This is a genomic window from Pseudomonas sp. S1(2024), assembly GCF_046557535.1.
In genome coordinates, this window is the sequence record NZ_JBKGFP010000060.1 from 81,052 (window position 1) to 100,851 (window position 19,800).

General features: G+C 64.2%; 22 protein-coding genes and 1 riboswitch. Of the genes, 8 read left to right on the forward strand and 14 right to left on the reverse strand.

Features of this window, described 5'->3' with window-relative positions; translation table 11 throughout:
* Positions 1–3 precede the first annotated feature (3 nt).
* The 7 genes from ACLCGK_RS16160 to ACLCGK_RS16190 all read right to left on the reverse strand — a co-directional run bounded on the left by ACLCGK_RS16160 (position 4) and on the right by ACLCGK_RS16190 (position 4,080).
* Positions 4–618: a response regulator transcription factor gene (locus tag ACLCGK_RS16160; protein WP_015270527.1), complete on the reverse strand. Its 615-nt coding sequence runs from the start codon at positions 616–618 to the stop codon at positions 4–6.
* A 219-nt stretch (positions 619–837) separates the two neighbouring features.
* Positions 838–1,080, reverse strand: coding sequence for a DUF1272 domain-containing protein (locus ACLCGK_RS16165; RefSeq protein ID WP_013972792.1), 243 nt, complete (start codon positions 1,078–1,080; stop codon positions 838–840).
* Positions 1,081–1,146: 66 nt separating this feature from the next.
* Complete coding sequence (gene cobM, locus ACLCGK_RS16170) at positions 1,147–1,899, reverse strand: precorrin-4 C(11)-methyltransferase (protein WP_013972791.1); 753 nt, start codon at positions 1,897–1,899, stop codon at positions 1,147–1,149.
* A gap of 31 nt (positions 1,900–1,930) precedes the next feature.
* Entirely contained in the window at positions 1,931–2,317 is a 387-nt protein-coding gene (locus ACLCGK_RS16175) for a cobalamin biosynthesis protein (protein ID WP_410952400.1), read from the reverse strand.
* Positions 2,317–3,003 carry a CbtA family protein gene (locus tag ACLCGK_RS16180; protein WP_039613698.1) on the reverse strand — a complete coding sequence of 229 codons (687 nt, stop codon included), beginning with the start codon at positions 3,001–3,003 and terminating at the stop codon, positions 2,317–2,319. The genes ACLCGK_RS16175 and ACLCGK_RS16180 overlap by 1 nt, the downstream gene beginning before the upstream one ends.
* A 9-nt stretch (positions 3,004–3,012) precedes the next feature.
* The gene (locus ACLCGK_RS16185) at positions 3,013–3,201 is read right to left on the reverse strand and encodes a CbtB domain-containing protein (protein ID WP_003258255.1); all 189 of its coding nucleotides are present in this window, start codon (positions 3,199–3,201) and stop codon (positions 3,013–3,015) included.
* 92 nt (positions 3,202–3,293) lie between these two features.
* Positions 3,294–3,517: riboswitch (cobalamin riboswitch) on the reverse strand.
* An 83-nt stretch (positions 3,518–3,600) separates the two neighbouring features.
* Positions 3,601–4,080 (reverse strand): GNAT family N-acetyltransferase, encoded by a 480-nt coding sequence (locus tag ACLCGK_RS16190; RefSeq protein ID WP_410952401.1) that lies wholly within the window; start codon positions 4,078–4,080, stop codon positions 3,601–3,603.
* A gap of 133 nt (positions 4,081–4,213) precedes the next feature.
* Here ACLCGK_RS16190 and ACLCGK_RS16195 point away from each other — a divergent pair, with 133 nt between their 5' ends.
* From ACLCGK_RS16195 to ACLCGK_RS16220, 6 genes are all read left to right on the forward strand, one after another.
* Entirely contained in the window at positions 4,214–4,834 is a 621-nt protein-coding gene (locus tag ACLCGK_RS16195; protein WP_015270522.1) for a LysE family translocator, read from the forward strand.
* A 21-nt stretch (positions 4,835–4,855) separates the two neighbouring features.
* A complete protein-coding gene (locus tag ACLCGK_RS16200) occupies positions 4,856–5,740 on the forward strand; it encodes an alpha/beta fold hydrolase (RefSeq protein WP_410952402.1) in 885 nt (294 codons plus the stop codon).
* 64 nt (positions 5,741–5,804) lie between these two features.
* Positions 5,805–6,779, forward strand: coding sequence for a hypothetical protein (locus ACLCGK_RS16205; protein WP_410952403.1), 975 nt, complete (start codon positions 5,805–5,807; stop codon positions 6,777–6,779).
* A 96-nt stretch (positions 6,780–6,875) separates the two neighbouring features.
* The gene (locus ACLCGK_RS16210) at positions 6,876–7,763 is read left to right on the forward strand and encodes a pirin family protein (protein ID WP_232880478.1); all 888 of its coding nucleotides are present in this window, start codon (positions 6,876–6,878) and stop codon (positions 7,761–7,763) included.
* A gap of 71 nt (positions 7,764–7,834) precedes the next feature.
* Positions 7,835–8,764 (forward strand): DNA-3-methyladenine glycosylase family protein, encoded by a 930-nt coding sequence (locus ACLCGK_RS16215; RefSeq protein WP_410952404.1) that lies wholly within the window; start codon positions 7,835–7,837, stop codon positions 8,762–8,764.
* A 184-nt stretch (positions 8,765–8,948) separates the two neighbouring features.
* Complete coding sequence (locus ACLCGK_RS16220; protein ID WP_410952405.1) at positions 8,949–9,209, forward strand: DUF1652 domain-containing protein; 261 nt, start codon at positions 8,949–8,951, stop codon at positions 9,207–9,209.
* A 19-nt stretch (positions 9,210–9,228) separates the two neighbouring features.
* Here ACLCGK_RS16220 and ACLCGK_RS16225 read toward each other — a convergent pair whose 3' ends face one another.
* The 7 genes from ACLCGK_RS16225 to ACLCGK_RS16255 form a co-directional block, all read right to left on the reverse strand.
* Positions 9,229–9,843 (reverse strand): Yip1 family protein, encoded by a 615-nt coding sequence (locus ACLCGK_RS16225; protein WP_015270517.1) that lies wholly within the window; start codon positions 9,841–9,843, stop codon positions 9,229–9,231.
* 96 nt (positions 9,844–9,939) lie between these two features.
* Positions 9,940–10,227 (reverse strand): hypothetical protein, encoded by a 288-nt coding sequence (locus tag ACLCGK_RS16230; protein ID WP_013972780.1) that lies wholly within the window; start codon positions 10,225–10,227, stop codon positions 9,940–9,942.
* A 167-nt stretch (positions 10,228–10,394) separates the two neighbouring features.
* Positions 10,395–11,042 carry a DNA oxidative demethylase AlkB gene (alkB, locus tag ACLCGK_RS16235; protein ID WP_410952406.1) on the reverse strand — a complete coding sequence of 216 codons (648 nt, stop codon included), beginning with the start codon at positions 11,040–11,042 and terminating at the stop codon, positions 10,395–10,397.
* A gap of 227 nt (positions 11,043–11,269) precedes the next feature.
* Positions 11,270–12,715, reverse strand: coding sequence for a curlin (locus ACLCGK_RS16240; RefSeq protein WP_013972778.1), 1,446 nt, complete (start codon positions 12,713–12,715; stop codon positions 11,270–11,272).
* Between the two features lie 16 nt (positions 12,716–12,731).
* On the reverse strand, positions 12,732–13,205 hold the full coding sequence (locus ACLCGK_RS16245) for a curlin (protein WP_410952407.1): 474 nt from the start codon (positions 13,203–13,205) through the stop codon (positions 12,732–12,734).
* Between the two features lie 15 nt (positions 13,206–13,220).
* The gene (locus ACLCGK_RS16250) at positions 13,221–15,458 is read right to left on the reverse strand and encodes an Ig-like domain-containing protein (protein ID WP_410952408.1); all 2,238 of its coding nucleotides are present in this window, start codon (positions 15,456–15,458) and stop codon (positions 13,221–13,223) included.
* 32 nt (positions 15,459–15,490) lie between these two features.
* Positions 15,491–16,819, reverse strand: a complete 1,329-nt coding sequence (locus tag ACLCGK_RS16255) for a hypothetical protein (RefSeq protein ID WP_015270512.1) — start codon at positions 16,817–16,819, stop codon at positions 15,491–15,493.
* 443 nt (positions 16,820–17,262) lie between these two features.
* Between ACLCGK_RS16255 and ACLCGK_RS16260 the strand changes: the two genes are divergently transcribed.
* On the forward strand, positions 17,263–18,003 hold the full coding sequence (locus tag ACLCGK_RS16260; protein WP_047933478.1) for a gluconate 2-dehydrogenase subunit 3 family protein: 741 nt from the start codon (positions 17,263–17,265) through the stop codon (positions 18,001–18,003).
* 3 nt (positions 18,004–18,006) lie between these two features.
* Positions 18,007–19,791, forward strand: coding sequence for a GMC family oxidoreductase (locus ACLCGK_RS16265; RefSeq protein WP_015270510.1), 1,785 nt, complete (start codon positions 18,007–18,009; stop codon positions 19,789–19,791).
* Positions 19,792–19,800 lie beyond the last annotated feature (9 nt).

Below are 19,800 nucleotides of genomic sequence, written 5' to 3' on the forward strand. Positions count from 1 at the left end.
CGCTCAATAGACGCTGTTGCGCTTGGCCAGGTCGACCATTTCAACCAGTGATTCGGTCTTGAGCTTTTCCATGATGCGGCCCCGGTAGGTGCTTATGGTCTTGGCGCTGAGGTTCATGCAGGTGCCGATATTCTTGTTGTTCTCGCCGCGCGCCAGGCGCCGCAGCACCTCCATTTCCCGGTTGGACAGGCTGGACAGGCGCACTGGCTCGCTTTCCAGCGAGTTGCTGTTGACCGACATCTGCGGGAAGGTCGAGTAGCCCTTGACCAGCGCTTTCAGGGCAAACAGCAACGCCTCGTGGTCTTCTTCCTTGGTGACAAAAGCGCCGATGCCAGCATCCAGGCAGCGCCGCACATACAGGTCGGTGGCCTGGCCGGTCAGCACCATGATCTTGGGCGCCGGCTCCAGGCATTGCAGGCGCTTTATCACTTCCATGCCATCCAGGCCGGGCAGGCCGATGTCGAGAATTACCACATCCGGTCGCAGGTCGCGGGCCACCTGCGCCACCTCGCTGCCATTGCCGACCTCGCCGACAACACGGAAGCGCTCGCGTTCGAGCAACATGCGCAAGGACAGCCGGACGATGGGGTGGTCGTCGACGATCAGCACGGTAGTCATGAAGAAAACTCCTGTCAGGATGTGGTCCGCTTCCTGGATCACTCAGGAATACGTCTGCAAGTGGGGTTATCGGAAGCGCTGCACGATACGACCATTCCCGAAATTTGGTAATGCCGAGTATAGAAGTGTTGAAAGTCCACGTGCTTGTTGTTGAAAAGTCCTACAAAAAGTGGGAAAGACATCACCCTGGCAAAGCGGCGATGCCTGTTTTTGTAGTCGTCATGCGCAGGCGGAGTGTGATTTGCTCACGCGCTGGGTTGAGGCGGGGTTGTTGGCCAGTGCCTGGCCGACCCGTGTCGGGCGTGCCACCAACTGGCCGGTGCAGTTCGGGCAGCGGCCCTGGAAACGGGTTTCGGCGCAGGTGCGGCAGAAGGTGCATTCGAAGGAGCAGATCAGCGCATCGGGGCTGTCACCCGGCAGGTCGGTATCGCAGCACTCGCAGTTTGGGCGTAGGTCCAGCATGGGCATGACTCCTGTTTGCAGGCGGGAAACCGGAGTCTGCTACGCCTGCGGCGAACCTGGCAATGCTCAGTCGCCAGGGCGATACAGGTGGGCGTGCCCGGCGCGATACAAGGCCGATTCGGCAAACGGTGTGTCGCCCAGCACATGGCCCACAAGGATCAGCGCCGTGCGCCGGAAATCCTTGGCCGCGACGCGTTCCACGATATCGCCGAGGGTACCGCGCACCCAGTCCTGGTCCGGCCAGGTGGCACGATGCACCACCGCCACCGGGCAGTGCGTGCCGTAGTGCGGCAGCAGTTCTTCGACGATACGCGACAGGTGCTTGACCCCCAGGTGAATCGCCAGGGTGCTGCCATGGCGCGCCAGGTCGCCCAGCTGCTCGCCGGGCGGCATCGGCGAGCTGTCACCATAGCGGGTGAGGATAACGGTCTGAGCTACCTGGGGCAGGGTCAGTTCGCAGCCGAGCAGGGCGGCGCTGGCCGCTGTAGCGGTGACCCCGGGGATGATCTGGTAATCGATGCCCAGCGTTTGCAGATGGCGGATCTGCTCGCCGATGGCGCCGTACAGGCTGGGGTCGCCACTGTGTACCCGAGCCACATCCTGGCCTTGCTCATGCGCACTGCGCATGGCGGCGATGATCTGCTCCAGGTGCAGTTCGGCACTGTTGATCACGGTCTCGGCCTGGTGGCCCTCGAGCACGGCGGCCGGCACCAGCGAGCCGGCATAGATGATCACCGGGCACTGGCGGATCAGCCGTTGGCCCTTGACCGTGATCAGTTCCGGGTCGCCGGGGCCGGCGCCGATGAAGTAGACCGTCATGGAAAGTCCTTGCAGGAAAGAGGGGAAGCGTTCAACAGGCCAGGGCGAGGGTAGCCGGGCCCAGTACCTTGCGCGTCAGCAGCAACCTGGCGGTGCCAACCCGCTGGCTGGCCAGGGCCAGTGCCGCACTCTCCGCCACGCCCCAGCAGCCACAGTGGGCATGGGCAGCGGCGGAACGGTGGCTGAGTCGGGGTTCGTAGGGTTGCAACTGCGCGGTATCGTACAACACCAAAGGCAGGCCGAGGCGTTCGGCCAGTTGCTGCAAGCCGGGCTCGTCGGCCTTCAGGCTGATGCTGGCGATGCCTTGCAGGTCGGCCAACGCCAGGCCCTGGGTGGCCAGGGCCTGGCGCAGCAAGATTTCCAGCGTATCCGCCGGGCAACCCCGACGACAGCCGAAGCCGGCGTAGAAGGCAGGCATCAGGCCTGGCTGGAGCGCCGGAACAGCCAGGCGCTGAGCAGGCCCAGGGCCAGCCAGAATGCGGCGTTGGTCAGCCAGGAGGCCACTTTGAACTGGGTTTCCAAGGCGGCGGGGGCCAGGCTCTCGTGCACCTCGGGTTGCGGCGCACCGATCACATGGGGAATGACCAGCAGCACAGCGCCCAGCGCCTTCAGCAACCAGTGGCGAGCGAACACCAGCAGGGCCAGGCCCAGCGCGGTGGCACTGGCGGTGCCGATCCACCAGGCCTGGCGTTGCCCCAGGTCGGCTGCGGCAGTACCTGGCAGTTCCGGCGGCAGGCCCAGGGTCGGGGCCAGGCAAAACACGGCGAAGCCGGCCAGGCCCCAGAGTGCGCCGGTGCCGGCTCGCTTGGGTTCACGCAGGCTGTACAGGGCGGTGAGAATCAGGGCGAAGCCGACCGCGACCACCAGGTTGCCGCCGGTGGTGGACAGCACTCGCTGCCAGCCGTCTTCAGGTGCCCAGGCCTCGGCGCTGTGTTCATGCGCTGCCACTTCGCCGGCATGCTCGTGCTCGGCGACGGGGGCCGAGGATTCGTAGGTTTCTGCCTCGAGAATCAGCGGGGCGACCCAAAAGCTCTGCAGCAAGGTCAGCAGCAAGGCCGCCAGCAACCCGCTGAAGCCCGCGGTGCGGGCAATGCGTGTGATCATCGGGCGTACTCAGTGGCAGGGGAATGCGGCGCTGTGGCGGGTGTCGTGGGCGGCGTTGTGCACGGCCTCGATATGCGAAAAGCCGGCGAAGTACACCAGGCACAGGCCCAGCAGGCTGGCGCCGATGGCGATGACGACACGCTGGCTGAGGGTGACGGGGGTGGTAATGCTGTGTTGCTTGGCGCTGGTGACGGGCATGACGCGTTCCTCTGCTTTTTGTGGGCAACGGGCAAGCGCGGCAGCCCCGAGCGTGGCAGCCCAGGGGAATGCAACAGCGCCCGCCCACCGCGGGGTGTTCATGAACGCCAGGCCGGTCTCCGGGCTTGCGAGGAGGAGCCAGGCTCCTGGAAAGCGTCACCTTCCCATGCCGGGGATCAGGCACAGTGGTACAGACGCTTCGCTCGCTTACCGTTGCGGGGGCAGCACCGGCCTTGTCCGGCCCTGCTGGAGGGCCTGTGACGCACCGGTTTCCCGTTTCACCCCCATCGGGGGCACCTGAACGCGAGGCATAAGGAGACCATGGGGCGGGGCTGGCGTCAATTGCCAGAATCGTTTGCGGGCGCTCCGGCTACCCTGTGGGAGGGAACGCGCGCCCGGTCAGCCTCGGGCAAACGCCGCCAGCTTGTCCCCGTCCAGTCGGTAGCGCACCCACTCATCCTGCGCTTCGGCCCCCAGCTTCTGATAGAAGCCGATAGCCGGCTCGTTCCAGTCCAGTACGCTCCATTCCAGCCGTCCGCAATTCTTCGCCACCGCCTCGCGGGCGATATGCCGCAGCAATTGCCGCCCGGCACCGTCGCCGCGCTGCTCGGGCGTTATGTACAGGTCTTCCAGGTAGATGCCGTTGCGGCCGAGCCAGGTCGAGTAGCTGTAGAAATACACGGCAAAGCCGATTGCCCGGCCATCGCGCTCGCACATCAGGCTATGCACGGTGCTGCCCTCGCCAAAAAGGCTGTGCTCGATATCGGCAACGCTCGCGATCACCTCGTGGCGGGCGCGTTCGTACTCTGCCAGCTCGGTGATGAAGGCAAGTATCTGCTCGGCGTCGGCGCGAACGGCAGGACGGATGGTGAGGCTCATGGGACGGCTTCCTTGATCTGATGGTAGCGGTACAGCGATGTGTATCTACACAATTTAGTGAAACTGTATCGGTCGCAGAAGAGGGCGACTCCGTTAGTGTGACAGCACCCATAAAAAAAGTGGATTGCCTGCCATGCTTGCCTCTGCCGACCTGCTGACCGCCTTCGTGCTGTTCGCCTTCGTGTCTTCCATCACTCCTGGCCCCAACAACACCATGCTGCTTGCCTCCGGGGTGAATTTCGGTGTGCGTCGCTCGATCCCGCACGCCCTGGGCATCAGTGTCGGTTTCATGGTGATGGTGCTGGCTGTCGGCCTGGGCCTGGGCGAGGTGTTCAAAGCCTGGCCGGCGCTGTATACGGTATTGCGTTACACCGGTGCCGCCTACCTGCTGTACCTGGCCTGGAAGATCGCCACCTCCGGGCCGGTCGGCACAGCTTCGTCCAGTGCCCGCAAACCGCTGGGCTTCTGGGGAGCGGCGGCATTCCAGTGGGTCAACCCCAAGGCCTGGGTGATGGCAGTCGGGGCAATCACCACCTACACGCCGGCGCAGGGCTATGTGACCAACGTCATTGTCATTGCCGCCTTGTTCGCCCTGGTCAACCTGCCGAGCGTCGGGGTGTGGGTGATGTTCGGCAGCGCCCTGCGCAACTTGTTGCAGAACCCGCGCTGGCTGATGCTGTTCAATGTCCTGATGGCCTTGTTGCTGGTGATTTCACTGTACCCGCTGCTGTTTGTAGAATCAGCGTTTTCCTGACCCCGCGAGTACAGTAAGCCGATGCAGTTGATCCCCTGGTCTCACGAATGCGCCGAAGGCTTCACCCTGCGGGGCTGGCGAACCCCGGCCAGTGGCAAGCCGTTACTGCATTTTCTGCACGGCAACGGCTTCTGCTGCCTGGCCTACCAGCCATTGCTGATGCGCCTGGGCGAACATTTCGACCTGTGGCTCAGCGATGTGCAGGGCCATGGTGACAGCGACCATGGCGGGGTGTTCCGTGGCTGGAACCGGACCGCTGCGCTGGCGGTGGAGGCTTTTGCAGCCGGGCGAGGCGAGTATGGTGACGTACCGCGCTTTGCCGTCGGGCACAGTTTCGGTGGCGTGCTCACCGGCCTGATCCTGGCCAGTGAACCGCAACTGTTCACGCGTGCCGTGCTGCTCGACCCGGTACTGTTCAGCCGGCGCATGCTGGGTGTGATGGGGATGGCAGCCCTGGTCGGCTTGCACCAGCGCCATGCCCTGGCGCGCAAGGCTGCCAGCCGTCGCAGCCACTGGCCCGACCGCGAGGCAGCCCTGGCTTCGCTGCATGGGCGGGGTATCTTCAAGGGGTGGGCCGATGCGGCGCTGCGGGCCTACGTGGAGCATGCCATTGGCGACTGTGGCGAAGCGGTGGTACTCAAGTGCCGGCCCAGCCGCGAAGTGGAAATATTCAGTTCGTTCCCCAAGCGCATGTGGGCGAGCCTGGCGGCAATCCGTACGCCCACGCGGGTGCTGTACGGCGAGCACACCTACCCCTTCGTACCGCATTCGGTGAATCGCCTGGTGGCGCTCAACCCTCAGGTCAGCGGCAGGCAGGTTGCAGGTGGGCACTGCTTCATGCAGGAGCATCCTGAGGCGTGCGCCGAACAAGTGCAGGCCTTCCTGCTGCAGGGACCGGCGGGATAGTTTTTCCAGACAGCATCGGGCGCAAAGGCGTGAGTAATCTTGGGCTTTGCCCGAGCGTACGAACATGACCAGCAAGACCCTGCTACAGCCATCGTATCTGCAAAAACGCTACGACTACTCCTGCAAGTCAATCGAGTCACTCAGGCAGGCCCTGTACAGCACGCTTGCACCGCTGGCGGGGCGTTCACCTCTGGCTGTGGTCAGCGTGGGCTCCTATGGCCGATGCGAGGTTTCGCCTGTTTCGGACATCGACTTCTTCATCGTGCATGACACCAGTTTGCCGGCGGATCGTCTGGACGACATATTGCGCCAGGTCAGCGACCTTGTCCGGCCCATCAGCCATCCGGGAGAAAGCGACGAGGCGAAATTCGGCCGAGGGGCGTTGGCGCTGTACTCAGACGTTAGCGAACACATAGGTTGGAAATGCGAAGACAATACGGCGCTGACCAGGCGAATGCTGATGTTGCTCGAGGGCCGCGCCCTCTTCGGGCATGAGGCCTTTGCCTGGTGGCAGAATGACCTGCTGCGCCGTTATATTCCTGATGATCATGGAAGCGGGCTTGCCAGGTTCCTGCTTAACGACCTGATCCGCTACTACCGCACCCTCATGGCGAATTTCGAGGAAAAGAGGGCCGAAGGCAAGGCGTGGGGAGTACGCAACATCAAACTGCAATTTTCGCGAAAACTGCTTTTTGCAGGCGGTATCGTGGCGATTGCCGAAGTCCACGGCCTCGCTGCGCCGTCGAAGATCATGCGCCTTCAACAATTGCTGGCCCTCACCCCTCTGCAACGCCTGGCATTGCTCGGTGACTCCAACCCCTACAGCGCTTCTCTGTTCGAAGACTACGCAGTTTTCCTCGAGTTGATATCCTCGGTGGAAAATCGCCGCCATCTGGATAGTCTGACCCCCGGCCAGGCCATGGCGGATCCGGTCTATCGGGAACTCAGGGGGCGGGGACAAGCCTTTTCGTTGAAGCTGGAGCATTGGTTGAGGTCGCAGTACGCGGGGCATCCGATACTTCACGCCGTCTTTTTTTGATTGTCCTTTTAATGAGACGATGCATGCCATTTTAGCCGGCTATTGCCTGATTGGTCTCACTGGTAAGGTTATCTCAACCAAGAGAGGAGCCTTCTCATGAAAACGATTCTGGGTATTCACCGCAGCCCCCACGCCCACTGGGTAGGTGATGGTTTCCCGGTGCGCAGCCTGTTCACCTACGACAACCTGGCCAGCAAGATCAGCCCGTTCCTGCTGCTGGACTATGCCGGCCCTCATGACTTCACCCCGACCAGTGCGCGGCGCGGCGTTGGCCAGCACCCGCACCGCGGCTTCGAGACCGTGACCATCGTCTACCAGGGCGAACTGGAACACCGTGACTCCACCGGCGCTGGCGGCTTGATCGGCCCTGGCGACGTGCAGTGGATGACTGCTGCCAATGGCATCATCCACGAAGAGTTCCATTCCCCAGGTTTCGCCCGTTCTGGCGGTACGCTGGAGATGGTACAGCTGTGGGTCAACCTGCCGGCGCGGGACAAGCGCGCAGCGGCCGGCTACCAGACGCTGCTGGCCAAGGACATCCCGGTGGTGACGCTGGACGGCGAGGGCGGCAGCCTGCGGGTGATTGCCGGTGACTATCGTGGGCATTCGGGGCCGGCGCGGACCTTCACTGCGATGGATGTCTGGGACCTGCGCCTGAATGCCGGTGCAGCCTTGCAACTGCCGGTTGCCGCCGGGCGCAATGCGGCGCTGGTGGTGTTGCGCGGCAACGTGCGGATCAACGGCGAGCGAGAAGCCGGCCCATCCAGCCTGGTGCTGTTTGACCGGGGCGGCGAGGATGTCGCGGTCGAAGCGCTGGAAGGTGCCAGCTTGCTGCTGCTAAGCGGTGAACCGATCGATGAGCCGATCGTGGGCTATGGCCCGTTCGTGATGAACAGCCAAGCGGAAATTGCCGAGTCGTTCGACGACTTCCATGCCGGGCGGTTCGGGCAGATGCAGGAAGCGCGGGACGGTGCGGCGCATTGATCCTGGTTGATTGAATGGCTTGCCGGCGATAGGGCCGGTACAGGTATTACTTTTGCTGGCATGATGCAGCCATGCCAAAGCTCACCCCCCTGCACGCCGTACGCCGATCATTGCCCACCCCCGGCCACCACACCTTGTGGCTGCGCTACCGTGCCCCTTACCACTGGCCCTCGACCCTGGCCTTCCTCGCTGCCCGCTGCATCCCCGGCATCGAGACCTGCCTCGACGGCACCTACCGCCGTACCCTGGTAATTGCCGGCCGACACGCCGTCTTGCACGCCACACCTTCGGGCCGCCAGTACCTGCGGGTCCGCCTTGAAGGCGTCCCGGCCCACGCGCTACCCGGCCTGACCGCCAGGCTGAGGCGGGTCTTCGACCTCGACGCCGATCCCGCGCGCATCAATGCCGAACTGTCCCGCGATCCACTGATGGCGCGCCTGCTACGGGAGCGTCCAGGCTTGCGCGTGCCACAAGGCTGGGACGCCTGCGAACAGGCCATGCGCACTGTGCTGGGCCAGCAAGTCAGTGTGGCCGGGGCCATGACCCTGGCCGGCCGCCTGGTGCAACGCCACGGCGTGTTCTTGCGCTGGCCCGCACCTGGCCTGAGCCACGTATTCCCGGCGTTGACGGTATTGGCAGCTGCGAAATTCGATGGCATGGGCATGCCGCGAGCGCGCGCCGCCACCCTGGGCACGCTGGCCAATGCATTGCTCGCCGAGCCCAGGTTGCTGCGCCGCGGGCAGGTGCCGGATGAACTGCTGCGCAACCTGTGCCAGCTCAAGGGTATCGGCCCCTGGAGTGCGCACTACCTGGCATTGCGCCAGGCCGGTGCGGCCGATGCCTTGCCGCTGGGCGATGTGGCGCTGATCAAGGCGTTGCGCCTGCTCGAAGGCGAGGATGCCCAACTTGCGCAACGAGCCCTTGCATGGCGACCGTGGCGAGCCTATGCGGCACAGCATCTTTGGGCATCGCTGGGGCCTGCCGGGACCGCTCGTCGCTAAGTTTGCCATTGCGTTCGAACGCGCAGCCCGCGCAGGCAATCTTCCACTAAGGTGCTAGAGGATTCCCTGCATGATCATTGCCCAGGCGCATGAGCGCCTGCCCCGGCATGCGCAATATCAATTGGCACCTCGCCCGACAAAGGCGTACTCACACAACAGGCCATCCCAAAGAGAGGGTCGTACCATGTCGTTGATAGGAGTTTCGATGCTAGAAATGCGGCAGATGATCGAGCAAGCCTGCCTGCCCGACCGTTGCGAAGTCAGCTGCACGGATGGCGCCAACCTGACCATACGCCTGGGTCAGGGCCAGAGCCTCGACGAGGGCGTGACCCTGAGCGGGGTCCCCCTGCAAAGCCTCAACAGTTGCCGTGACCTGGTCAACCTGGTGGGGCAGCTGCACGCGCTACGAAACAGCCACCCGGCGACACTCAAGGCGATTGCCTGAGGCGCCTGCCGCGCCCCGGTCAGCCCACGCTGGCCGGGCGCACATATTCCGGCATCAGGCCGTTGAACCAGAACAGGATCATCGCCACCAGGATGGTGACCAGCAGCAGCAACCCCACCCCCCACACGCAGGTCGCGAACAGCATGGCCTGTTCCTTCTTCAGCCGCAGGAAGGTCTGCAATCCGCCATACAGCAACACGCTGGCATACGCCGAGGCAGCCAGCAGTGCCGCCAGCGCCAGCCAGCGGATCGGTAGCAGGCCGACCACCCCGGCAAAGAACCATGGTGTGGCGCAGTAGGCGGCAAAGCCGATGCACTGGTTGAGGCTGGGCTGTGCATCGAAACCGCGCGACATCCAGCGGATCATCGTGCCCATCAACATTACCCCGACGACCGTTGTGGCGTAGAGCAAGCCCGCCAGTTGGGCGGCGCTGGTCATGCTCAGGCGCACCCGTTCCTCGGCCGCCAGGCTCCAGCCGAAGGTGGTCGTGCCGACGAACAGGCACACAGCGGGGATTAGTGCCAGGGCCAACAGGCGCGGCAGATATTGCTGCGGGTGGTCTTCCTCGGCCCGGCGGATTTCCAGCCAGGCGTCGGCGGGGTGAGTGAAGAGCTTGAGCAACGGACTGTTCATTGACGTTCTCCGCGTTCTCCGGCAGGCATGGGCCCTTTTGCTATGGAGACGTGACGCGCCCGGTGGGTTCAGCCGGGTTGATCGCCGTTGATCGTCTTACAGCAGTTCCAGCAGTAGGTTCAGGCCGCCATCACCGCACTTGCCCTGGTCGCGGACCACTCCGTGGTAACTGCGCCCGTCCCAGACGAAGGCCACGCTGTGGGCGCGGTCGACCTTGTCGGGCAGGGGCGGGCAAATGTGCAGGCGCAGGCCGGGGCGGCCTTGCAGGTCGAGGGCGGCGAGTTGGCACTGGCACTCCACGCTTTGCGCCACCGGGCCGAACAGGGTGTCGCGTACATAATCGAGCTGTAGTGAGGCATTGGGCGCGCGGCAGGGCATTTTCATAGGCGCGCGGCTCCGCTTTGAGAGGGCGGGTAACAGGGCTGGTAGGGCATGGCGGGCTCCAGGCTGAACAGGGCATGGCATATCGTTTGAAGCTTGCCAGGCCAAGATGTTCAACCTGTTTCATGCGCGTTCATCCTGTTTGCGCCGGTTACGGGCCGTTGGCCGCTTCAGCCACCGGCCTTGCGCAAGGTCAGGTTGATCCGCCGTTCACCGAGGCGCGGATGCACGCCAGGCTTGATCGGGAGCACGCCGTGAAAGCGCAGGCGGTCCTCGCCACCCCAGACCAGCACATCGCCGTGGCTCAGCGGGATGCGCTGGGTCTTGTCGGTGCGCTGCAGGCCACCGAACAGGAACACCGCCGGCAAGCCCAGCGACACCGACACGATCGGCTGGCCGAAGTCCCGCTCGTCGCGGTCCTGGTGCAGGCTCAGGCGGGTGCCCGGCAGGTAATGGTTGACCAGGCAGGCATCCGGCACGAAACCGTCGAACCCGGCCATGGTCGCAGCGCGGGCGGCCAGTTCGAGCAACACGGGGGGCAGGGCGGGCCAAGGTTTGCCGCTGAGCGGGTCGCAGGGGGTGTAGCGGTAGCCGTGTTCGTCACTGACCCAACCCAACGTGCCGCAGTTGGTCAGCCCTACCGCCATGCGCAGGCCGCCCGGGGTGTGCATGTGCCGGAACGGCGCGGCACGCAGCACCGGGCGCAGGGCATCGAGCAGGGCCTCGATCTCGGCCAGGGCGAAGCCGGGCAGCAGCACGGTGTGGCTGGCCAGGCGTTGCGGCTGGGTGCCGAACAGGTCGAGGTCGGACTGGATCATGGGTCAGGCATCGGTTGGGGTGTGGACCATTGTAATGCGCTTGGCAGGCTTGACCTATTCGCGGGCATGCCCGCTCCCACAGGGTTGGCGCAGGCTTTGACGGCGGTGGAGCACCTGTGGGAGCGGGCATGCCCGCGAACAGGTCGGCAAGAAAAGAAGTTCTGACAGGAAAAAAAAGGAACCGCGGCACCAGGGAGAGGAGCACCGCGGTTCAAGGGGGGAGCGATCTACTGCTGGGTCACAGTGGCCACGTTCGCGCTGCCCAGCTGGCTGATGGTCGCGGTCTGGGTCACACCGCTCTGGTCGACATACGCCTTGTTGCCCTGGCCTCCCTGGGTCACGTAGGCAATGTTGTAGCTGTCAACCTGCTTGATGTTGGCTTCGTTGCCGCTACCGTACAGCTGGTTGGTGTAGCTCTGGTTGCTGTAGCCGGACTGATCCAGGTTGATGACGTTGCCGTTGCCCTGGCTGTTGCCGTAGGCATAGTTGTCGGTGCCACGCTGGTCGGCGATCAGGATGTTGTCGGTGCCGTTCTGTTCGAAGTACAGCTCGTTGTTCATGTCGGCCTGCTTGGTCTCCATTTGGTTGCCGGTGCCTTTCTGGGTCAGCGTGGCCAGCTGGTTATCACCGTTCTGGGTCAGGTTGACGCCGTTGCCATTGCCATTCTGGTTGATGGTGGCAGTCTGGTTGGTACCGAACTGGCCGCCCATCTTGGCGCCTTTCCAGTTGCTGGCGGTGACGCTGTTGCCAGTGCCCTTGGTGTTGATGGTCAGGTTGAGGTTTTCACCGTTCTGGTAGGTGAAATGCACGTTGTTGCTACCAGTCTGGGTGATGGTGGTGGTCGAGTTGCTGGTCTCGAACTGGTCCGACCAGCTGGCGTTGGCCGTGCCCTGTTGCGACAGGCTGACCTTGTTGTTCATGCCGAAGCTCTGGTCGATATAGCCTTCGTTCATCTGGCCGGACTGGGTCACTGATGCCTGGCTGGCGGTCTGGTTGTCCTGCCACACTTCCACCGAGTTGCCGCCACCGTACTGGCCAATGCCGATGGTGCCGCCGGTGCCGTCGCGCTGGTCGCCATACGCCCAGTTGCCCGTGCCGTCCTGGTAGACCTGGATATCACCATCGACGTGGCTCAGGTGCTCGGCGGCGGCGTAGTTTTCCTGGCCGGTCTGGTTGATGCTGCTGCGGTTGTTGCTGCCACCAAAGATCTGCTCGATGAAAGCTTCGTTGCGCTGGCCGGATTGCCAGGTGGTGGCCTTGCTGCCTTCCTGGCTTTCCTGCCATACGGTCGAGGCGTTTTGCGCGCCTTGCTGGGTTTGCAGCGACTGGTTGCCCAAGCCCAGTGACTGGCTGGCGAAGGCATCGTTGTAGCTGCCGCTTGCGTGCTGGGTGACCTGGCTGCCGTTCTCGAACAGCTGGTCGGCGTAGCCGGCGTTGTATTGGCCGTTGGCGCTCTGCTGGATATCGCTGGTGCTATCCGATTGCACCGCCAGGTGGTTGTTGCCCTTGCCGGTCTGGGTCTGGGTAGCCGAAGCGAATGGCGCCAGGGACTGGCTGACTTCAGCGATGTTTTCCTTGCCATCCTGGGTCTGGGACGAGGTGCTGTCAGCAGCCATGGCCTGACCTGCGAGGGCCAGGACGATAGCGGCACTTAACGGAGCGAGCTTGTACATGGGGGTGCCTCCAGGTCTATCGGTATTGGGTTATCTGCACGTGCTGGCCATTGCCGGCCTGGGTCACGGAGCTGTTCAGGCCGGTGCCGGACTGCACGATGCTGGCGCTGTTGTCGTTGCCGATCTGCTCGATGGCCGCACTGTTGCTGTTGCCGGTCTGGCGGATCGACGCGCTGTTGCCATTCCCCTGTTGGCTGATGAGGGCCATCAGGTCACTGCCTTCCTGCAAGATGTACGCTTCCTGCGTGCCACCGGCCTGGACGATGCGGCCCAGCAGGGCCTGGCCGTTCTGGTCGAGGGCGGCGCGGTTGCCCGCGCCTTGCTGCTCGATCACCGCAGCCTGGCCGGCGCTGGCCGGCAGCAGGCGGATGATCACCGGTTCGCCGAGGTCGTTGCCGGGTGCGAGGTCGGCATTGTCCAACAGGTCCTCGGCCCAGCAGGCCTGGCCCACCACGGCCAGGCCGAGCAGCAGGGAGTACAGGCGTCTCATTGCAACCTCCGGCCTTTACTGCACGGTTACGTTGACGGTGCGTGTGGTGCCCTGGCTGGTGGTGATCGTCGCCGTCGGTGCCGCAGTCGGGATGATCGTGGTGCTATTGCTCACCGCCAGGCGCCAGCGGCCGGTCAGCGCCACCGTGGCGGTGCCAAGGGTCTGCACGCCGGTAGTGGTGGTTACCCGCACGGTGACGGTATTGCCGGTGGTGACCGACGAGGTACCGCTGAGGTCCCAGTTGTAACGGTTGTTGGAGCGTGCCGTGACCGTGGCTGCCGTGACCGCGAAGGTTTCGGCGGCGGGCCGTGGCGACACGTTGACGGTGACGGTGGTGGGGTTGGACAGCGCCCCCAGCGAGTCACGCGCCTGGTAGGTGAAGGTGGTGGTGAAGGCGGTGGTCACCGTGGCCGGTGGGGTGTAGGTCACCGTGGTGCCGTCGGTGCTGACTGTGCCCCGACCAGTAGCCGGCTGGGTGAGGGAGGTAGCAGGGACAGTCAGCGGCACGTTGCCTTCCGGATCGGTGTCGTTGGCCAGCACGTTGATGGTCAATGGCACGCCCAAGGTGGCGACGGTTTCCGGGTTGGCGGTCGGTGCCCGGTTGGGCGCTACGTTGATGGTGACAGTAGCCGGTTCCGACTTCAGGCCCTTGGCGTCCACCGCCCGGTAGCTGAAGGTGGCCACCACGGGTTGCGTGGCCCCGGCTGGCGGGGTGTAGGTGACCGAGGTGGTGCCGTTCATCACCACGCCGCCAAGACCGGTACCGGGCTGGGTGAGGTCGCTGATGGTCAGCGGTACGTTGCCATCCGGGTCGCTGTCGTTCTGCAGCAGGTTGAGGGTGATCGGGATGCCCACGCTGGTACTGCCGGTATCGGCCTGGGCCAGCGGCGGCTGGTTGGCCGCCTCGACCGGCGCGTTGCCGACCACGACTACCGGTTCGACATCGCTGCCGCCGCGTGCCGATTTCACCGTGATGGTGGCTGGTGGCTGCGGCACGTCGTTGACGGTCAGGCTCTGCAGCGTGCCCGCCTTGGACAGGCGACCGTAGCCTTGGGCGATCAGGTCCGGGACCGCCACTTCGTCACTGGAACTGGCCTCTATCAACAGGCGCTTGTTGGCCCAGTCGTAGCGTGCGGTGCCGACCTTGACCACGTCGGTGAGCTTGCTCGACAGCGCGGTTGGCTGGGTACCGCCGGCGCTGTCGCTGGCGGTGACCACCACCACAGCAGGCGGTGCTTCCTGGCCGAACTGCTGGTGGAAGAACAGCCCGTTGTTGTCGGCGGTGAGGGTGTACTGGCACGGCGAAGGCGGGGTGCCGACCAGGGCAATGCCATTGCGCATGCACAGGCTGGCCGTGCTGGGCGCCTTGGCGAACACTTCCGTACGGGTGCCGGTGGCATTGCGCGAATAGGTGGCGCGTTCCAGGCTGACCGGGGTCTGGGCCCGTTGGTCGAGTACCTTGCCTGAAACAGTGAAGGTGTTGGTCTGGATGGTGCCAGCGGGGCCTTGAATGCGCACGAAATTGGTATTGAAGGGGCTGCCGGTCACCGCCTCGGTGATATTGGGGTCGCCGATGTAGGTTTCGATGGCGCCGGTATCGGGGTTGACCTCGGTGTAAGGCCCGCCAACACCCTTCAGCCAAGGGCCGATCGCCCCCGCCAGCGCTCCCCGGAAGTTGCCTGGTGCGCCAATGCCAATGTCCCGGGTGATGTTGATCGCCCGACGCCCCGCCGTGGTGACGTTGACCGTCTCCACCCCGTAGGGATGGGTGATGGTGTAGGTACCGGTACTTGGAACCGAAGCACGAATGCGGATCCGGGCGAAGCTTTGCTGGTCACCATCGACAGGGTTTTCGGCGGCGAAGGCAGCCTCCACCCCGGCTACATAAACCTCCAGTTCATAGCCGCTGTTGCCGACCTGCGGAATGGCGGTTTCCGCCAGGAACCAGAACATCTCGGGCGGCCAGTTGTCCGGGAACACCAGCGGCAGGGCATCGTCATAGATGCCAGGCTCGGGCAACAAGGTACACATGTAGGCCGGTGCCCCCGGCGCGCCTGGCGCACGCGTACTGGTAGCACGGGACTGGCACAGCTCCAGGGACTGGTCGAGGCTGTCCTTGTACCACATCGGATAGCCACCGGTGGCGAAGGTGTAGGGCCCCGGGTCGACATCGGACAGCGCGGCAAACGCGGCGCTGGTAACGGTAAGGGAAAAACCGGCGGCCAACAGCGCACGGCGCGACCAAGTGTTCATGCTGCCTCCTTGAAGGCTGAGCCTTTGTCTGTTCATGGCACCAGCACCACGTCTTCGGTGTCGCTACCGCCGTTGGTACTGGTGACCTGCACCTTGGCCGGCGGGATGGGCGACAGGCTGGTGCTCAGCGTCTTCACGGCACCTGTGCCGCTCAGGTTGCCGATCAGCGCGCCGTTGCCGGTGTGTGCGGTGAGCACTGGCGGCGTGGTCTCGTCGCTGGTGCTGGCCACCAAGGTCAGCTCGCCGGTGGACAGACGGAACTGGGCCTGGGTGATAACGACCAGGTCGGTCAGCGGTACATTGGCGGTGGTCGGGCTGCTGGCAGGGATCGCCACGCTGTTGTCGGCGGTCAGCGTCAGGATCGTCCCGGCGGCCGGGTCGAGCACCGACTGGGCGTACCAGGCACCGGTACCGTTGGCCTCGGTGAGGTTCAGGTTGGGTGTCTGGCTGGTCAGGGTGACGCTGGCCGGTGGCGGCGGGGCCATCACGAAGATGTCCTGCTGGGCGCGCAGGTCGCCGTTCTCGGTATGCCGCGAGTAGGTACTGCGTTGCGGCATGAGCGGGGTTGGCAGGGTCACTTCGGAAAGCTTGCCCGAAACCGCGAACAGCTCGGTGCGCAGGTCGATGCCGCCGGGGCCTTCGATGCGCACGTAGTTGGTATTGAAGGGGCTGCCGGTCACCCGTTCTTCCAGGTTCGGGTCGCCGATGAAGCGCTCGCTGCCTTCGGTGTAGGGGCCGTTGACACTGCGCAGGAACGGGCCGACATCGCCTTTCAGGGCGCCGGTGAAGTCGCCTGCGCCGGCAATGCCGATGTCGCGGGTCATGTTGATCGCCCGGCGGCCGGGCGCAGGTACGTCGAACACTTCGACGCCATAGGGGTGAGTGACCACGTAGGTGCCGGCGGTTGGCACGTCGACCCGGATACGCACCCGGGCGAAGCTGACCTGGTCGCCGTCGACCGGTTCTTCGGCGGCAAATGCCGCTTCGATCGCGGTGCCGTAGCTGAGGTCGATGCCGCGAGTGGCGTCTACGATGGCGGCGTCGGCGGTGAACCAGAACGCCTCGTCAGGGAAGTTGGTGGGGAAGACGATGGGTTGGGTATCGTCGAACACGCCGGGGGTGGGCAGCAGCGTGCACATGTACGAAGGTGCGCCGGGTGCGCCAGGCACACGCGAGCTGACCGCCTTTGTCAGGCACAGGTCGAGGGTACGACCGTGACTGTCCTGGTACCAGGCTGGGAAGCCACCGTTGGCGGGAACATAGGCGCCTGGATCGACAGCGTTCAAGGCAGCCTGCGCCGGGAGTTGGAGCATGCCGGCGAAAATGGCCAATGCCAGCGGGTGGGGTATCGGTCGGTGCATGAGACATTTCCTCCTGCAAACGGGCCCATGGACTTGGGGCGTCTGGCAGGAGATCGGCAATAGGCGTGCCAAGCCGGAAAAAATGTGCTGCAGCCCTTGCAGGGCAAGGGATCCATTTCTCTTGCAAGGGCGATTGCAGGGGGTTGCCGTTGGGCACCGTGTCCCCAAGGTTGGGGACTGGGGCAGGTGGTACCGACCCAATCAATTGCGTGAACGCGGCCCTGTAGGTGCGGTCTTGCGGCGAATACCCATGTAGCCAGCCAAGGCCGGCCGGCCGCAAAGCCCGGCCAGCCCTTTGCAATCAAGCCTGAAACCGGTTTCAAAACATTTCTGAACGCGCTAGATTATCCGGCTGTTTTCTTGATGGCCTATCAAGACCACCCCCCCATATTGAAAATCAGATGGCGCTTTTCAAGGCCGCACACAGCCGATGAGGATTCGCAATGCCTGAGCATGCCCCCGACAACCCGCGCAGGGACTTTCTGCGCAAGACCTTGACCTTGATCCCTGTGGTCACAGTGGCCAGCACGGGGCTTGGCGTGGGTGCCAGTCAGCTGCTTGCGGCCCCGCAACACGAGCCCAAAGTGCCGGCCACGCCGCCAGCAGGCAACTACCAGCCGACTTTCTTCACTGCCGAGGAGTGGGCCTTCGTGCAGGCTGCCGTCTCGCGCATCATCCCGGCCGACGAACTTGGCCCTGGCGCACTTGAAGCCGGCGCTGCCGAATTCATCGACCGGCAGATGAACACCCCCTACGCAACTGGCGCGCAGTGGTACATGCAAGGCCCTTTCAAGGCCGACGCCGCGCCCGAACTGGGGTACCAGCTGCAACTCAGCCCGCAACAGATCTACCGCCTGGGCATCGCCGCCGTGGATGGCTGGTGCAAGGCCAATTCCGGGCAAGTTTTTGCTGCGCAAGATAGCGCTACCCGAGACCGCATTCTCAGCAAAATCGAGGCTGGAGAGCTGGTTTTCGACGCCGTGCCAGCCAAGGTGTTCTTCAGCCTGCTGGTGCAGAACACCCGTGAAGGGTTCTTCTGCGACCCGATCCATGGCGGCAACAAAGGCATGGTCGGCTGGACCCAGATCGGCTTCCCCGGCGCCCGTGCCGATTTCATGGATTGGGTCGAGCGCAACGAGCCTTACCCGTTCCCCGCTGTTTCGATCCGTGGCGAGAGGGCCTGAGGCATGACGACCGTGATGAAGAAAGTGGACGCGGTGATCGTGGGCTTCGGCTGGGCCGGCGCGATCATGGCCAAGGAACTGACCGAGGCGGGGCTGCAAGTGCTGGCCCTGGAGCGGGGGCCGATGCAGGACACCTACCCGGAAGGCAGCTACCCGCAGGTGATCGACGAGCTGACCTACAGCGTGCGCAAGAAGCTGTTCGTCGATGTGTCGAAAGAGACCGTCACCATCCGCCACGGCATGAACGACGTGGCGCTGCCCAATCGCCAGCTCGGTGCCTTCCTGCCGGGCAAAGGTGTAGGTGGCGCAGGCCTGCACTGGTCGGGCGTGCACTTCCGGGTAGACCCGATGGAACTGCGCATGCGCAGCCACTACGAAGAACGCTACGGGCGCAAGTTCATCCCCGAAGACATGACTATCCAGGACTTCGGGGTCAGCTACGAAGAACTGGAACCGCACTTCGACTTCGCCGAGAAGGTGTTCGGTACCTCTGGCCAGGCCTGGACCGTCAACGGCCAGGTCGTTGGCGAAGGGAAGGGCGGCAACCCCTATGCGCCAGACCGTTCCAGCCCGTTCCCGCTGCCTTCGCAGAAAAACGTGGTGTCGGCCAGGCTGTTCGAAAAGGCGGCGGCCAGCCTGGGCTACAAGCCCTACAACCTGCCCTCGGCCAACACCTCTGGCTCGTACACCAACCCGTACGGGGCGCAGATGGGGCCATGCAACTTCTGCGGTTTCTGCAGCGGCTACGTGTGCTACATGTACTCCAAGGCCTCGCCCAACGTGAACATCCTGCCGGCGCTGCGCCAGGTGCCGAATTTCGAATTGCGGCCCAACGCCCATGTGCTGCGGGTGAACCTGGACGACAGCAAGCGCAAGGCCACCGGCGTCACCTACATCGACGCCCAGGGGCGGGAAGTGGAGCAGCCGGCGGACCTGGTGATCCTGGCGGCGTTCCAGTTCAACAACGTACGCCTGATGCTGCTGTCCGGCATCGGCAAACCGTACGACCCCATCAGGAACGAAGGCGTGGTCGGGCGTAACTTCGCCTACCAGAACATGGGCACGGTCAAGGCGTTCTTCGACAAGGACACCTACACCAACAACTTCATCGGCGCCGGTGGCAACGGCATCGCCATCGATGACTTCAACGCCGACAACTTCGACCATGGCCCGCACGGCTTCGTCGGTGGCTCGCCGATGTGGGTGAACCAGGCCGGCACACGGCCGATTGCCGGCGGCGCCACCCCGCCTGGCACACCGGCCTGGGGCAGCGCCTGGAAGAAGGCCACCGCCGATTACTACACCCACCAGGTGTCGATGGACGCGCATGGTGCCCACCAGTCCTACCGTGGCAACTACCTGGACCTCGACCCGACCTACCGCGACGCCTATGGCCAGCCGCTGCTGCGCATGACCTTCGACTGGCAGGAAAACGACATCAGGATGAACCAGTTCATGGTCGACAAGCTGAGCAAGATCGCCCAGGCGATGAACCCCAAGACCATTGCCGTGCTGGGCAAGAAGGTCAAGGACCACTTCAACACCGCCAGCTACCAGACCACCCACCTGAACGGCGGCGCGATCATGGGCACCGACCCGAAGACCAGTGCCTTGAACCGCTACCTGCAAAGCTGGGACGTGCACAACGTGTTCGTTCCGGGGGCTTCGGCGTTCCCCCAGGGGCTCGGCTACAACCCGACCGGGCTGGTGGCTGCGCTGACCTACTGGTCGGCCCGCGCCATCCGCGAGCAGTACCTGAAAAACCCTGGCCCGCTGGTTCAGGCTTGAGGAGCGATG

What these genes read in the sequence shown, in the direction of transcription:
- ACLCGK_RS16160 (WP_015270527.1), bottom strand. Translation starts at nt 618, where the DNA reads ATGACTACCGTGCTGATCGTCGACGACCACCCCATCGTCCGGCTGTCC.
- ACLCGK_RS16165 (WP_013972792.1), bottom strand. Translation starts at nt 1,080, where the DNA reads ATGCTGGACCTACGCCCAAACTGCGAGTGCTGCGATACCGACCTGCCG.
- cobM (WP_013972791.1), bottom strand. Translation starts at nt 1,899, where the DNA reads ATGACGGTCTACTTCATCGGCGCCGGCCCCGGCGACCCGGAACTGATC.
- ACLCGK_RS16175 (WP_410952400.1), bottom strand. Translation starts at nt 2,317, where the DNA reads ATGCCTGCCTTCTACGCCGGCTTCGGCTGTCGTCGGGGTTGCCCGGCG.
- ACLCGK_RS16180 (WP_039613698.1), bottom strand. Translation starts at nt 3,003, where the DNA reads ATGATCACACGCATTGCCCGCACCGCGGGCTTCAGCGGGTTGCTGGCG.
- ACLCGK_RS16185 (WP_003258255.1), bottom strand. Translation starts at nt 3,201, where the DNA reads ATGCCCGTCACCAGCGCCAAGCAACACAGCATTACCACCCCCGTCACC.
- ACLCGK_RS16190 (WP_410952401.1), bottom strand. Translation starts at nt 4,080, where the DNA reads ATGAGCCTCACCATCCGTCCTGCCGTTCGCGCCGACGCCGAGCAGATA.
- ACLCGK_RS16195 (WP_015270522.1), top strand. Translation starts at nt 4,214, where the DNA reads ATGCTTGCCTCTGCCGACCTGCTGACCGCCTTCGTGCTGTTCGCCTTC.
- ACLCGK_RS16200 (WP_410952402.1), top strand. Translation starts at nt 4,856, where the DNA reads ATGCAGTTGATCCCCTGGTCTCACGAATGCGCCGAAGGCTTCACCCTG.
- ACLCGK_RS16205 (WP_410952403.1), top strand. Translation starts at nt 5,805, where the DNA reads ATGACCAGCAAGACCCTGCTACAGCCATCGTATCTGCAAAAACGCTAC.
- ACLCGK_RS16210 (WP_232880478.1), top strand. Translation starts at nt 6,876, where the DNA reads ATGAAAACGATTCTGGGTATTCACCGCAGCCCCCACGCCCACTGGGTA.
- ACLCGK_RS16215 (WP_410952404.1), top strand. Translation starts at nt 7,835, where the DNA reads ATGCCAAAGCTCACCCCCCTGCACGCCGTACGCCGATCATTGCCCACC.
- ACLCGK_RS16220 (WP_410952405.1), top strand. Translation starts at nt 8,949, where the DNA reads ATGTCGTTGATAGGAGTTTCGATGCTAGAAATGCGGCAGATGATCGAG.
- ACLCGK_RS16225 (WP_015270517.1), bottom strand. Translation starts at nt 9,843, where the DNA reads ATGAACAGTCCGTTGCTCAAGCTCTTCACTCACCCCGCCGACGCCTGG.
- ACLCGK_RS16230 (WP_013972780.1), bottom strand. Translation starts at nt 10,227, where the DNA reads ATGAAAATGCCCTGCCGCGCGCCCAATGCCTCACTACAGCTCGATTAT.
- alkB (WP_410952406.1), bottom strand. Translation starts at nt 11,042, where the DNA reads ATGATCCAGTCCGACCTCGACCTGTTCGGCACCCAGCCGCAACGCCTG.
- ACLCGK_RS16240 (WP_013972778.1), bottom strand. Translation starts at nt 12,715, where the DNA reads ATGTACAAGCTCGCTCCGTTAAGTGCCGCTATCGTCCTGGCCCTCGCA.
- ACLCGK_RS16245 (WP_410952407.1), bottom strand. Translation starts at nt 13,205, where the DNA reads ATGAGACGCCTGTACTCCCTGCTGCTCGGCCTGGCCGTGGTGGGCCAG.
- ACLCGK_RS16250 (WP_410952408.1), bottom strand. Translation starts at nt 15,458, where the DNA reads ATGAACACTTGGTCGCGCCGTGCGCTGTTGGCCGCCGGTTTTTCCCTT.
- ACLCGK_RS16255 (WP_015270512.1), bottom strand. Translation starts at nt 16,819, where the DNA reads ATGCACCGACCGATACCCCACCCGCTGGCATTGGCCATTTTCGCCGGC.
- ACLCGK_RS16260 (WP_047933478.1), top strand. Translation starts at nt 17,263, where the DNA reads ATGCCTGAGCATGCCCCCGACAACCCGCGCAGGGACTTTCTGCGCAAG.
- ACLCGK_RS16265 (WP_015270510.1), top strand. Translation starts at nt 18,007, where the DNA reads ATGACGACCGTGATGAAGAAAGTGGACGCGGTGATCGTGGGCTTCGGC.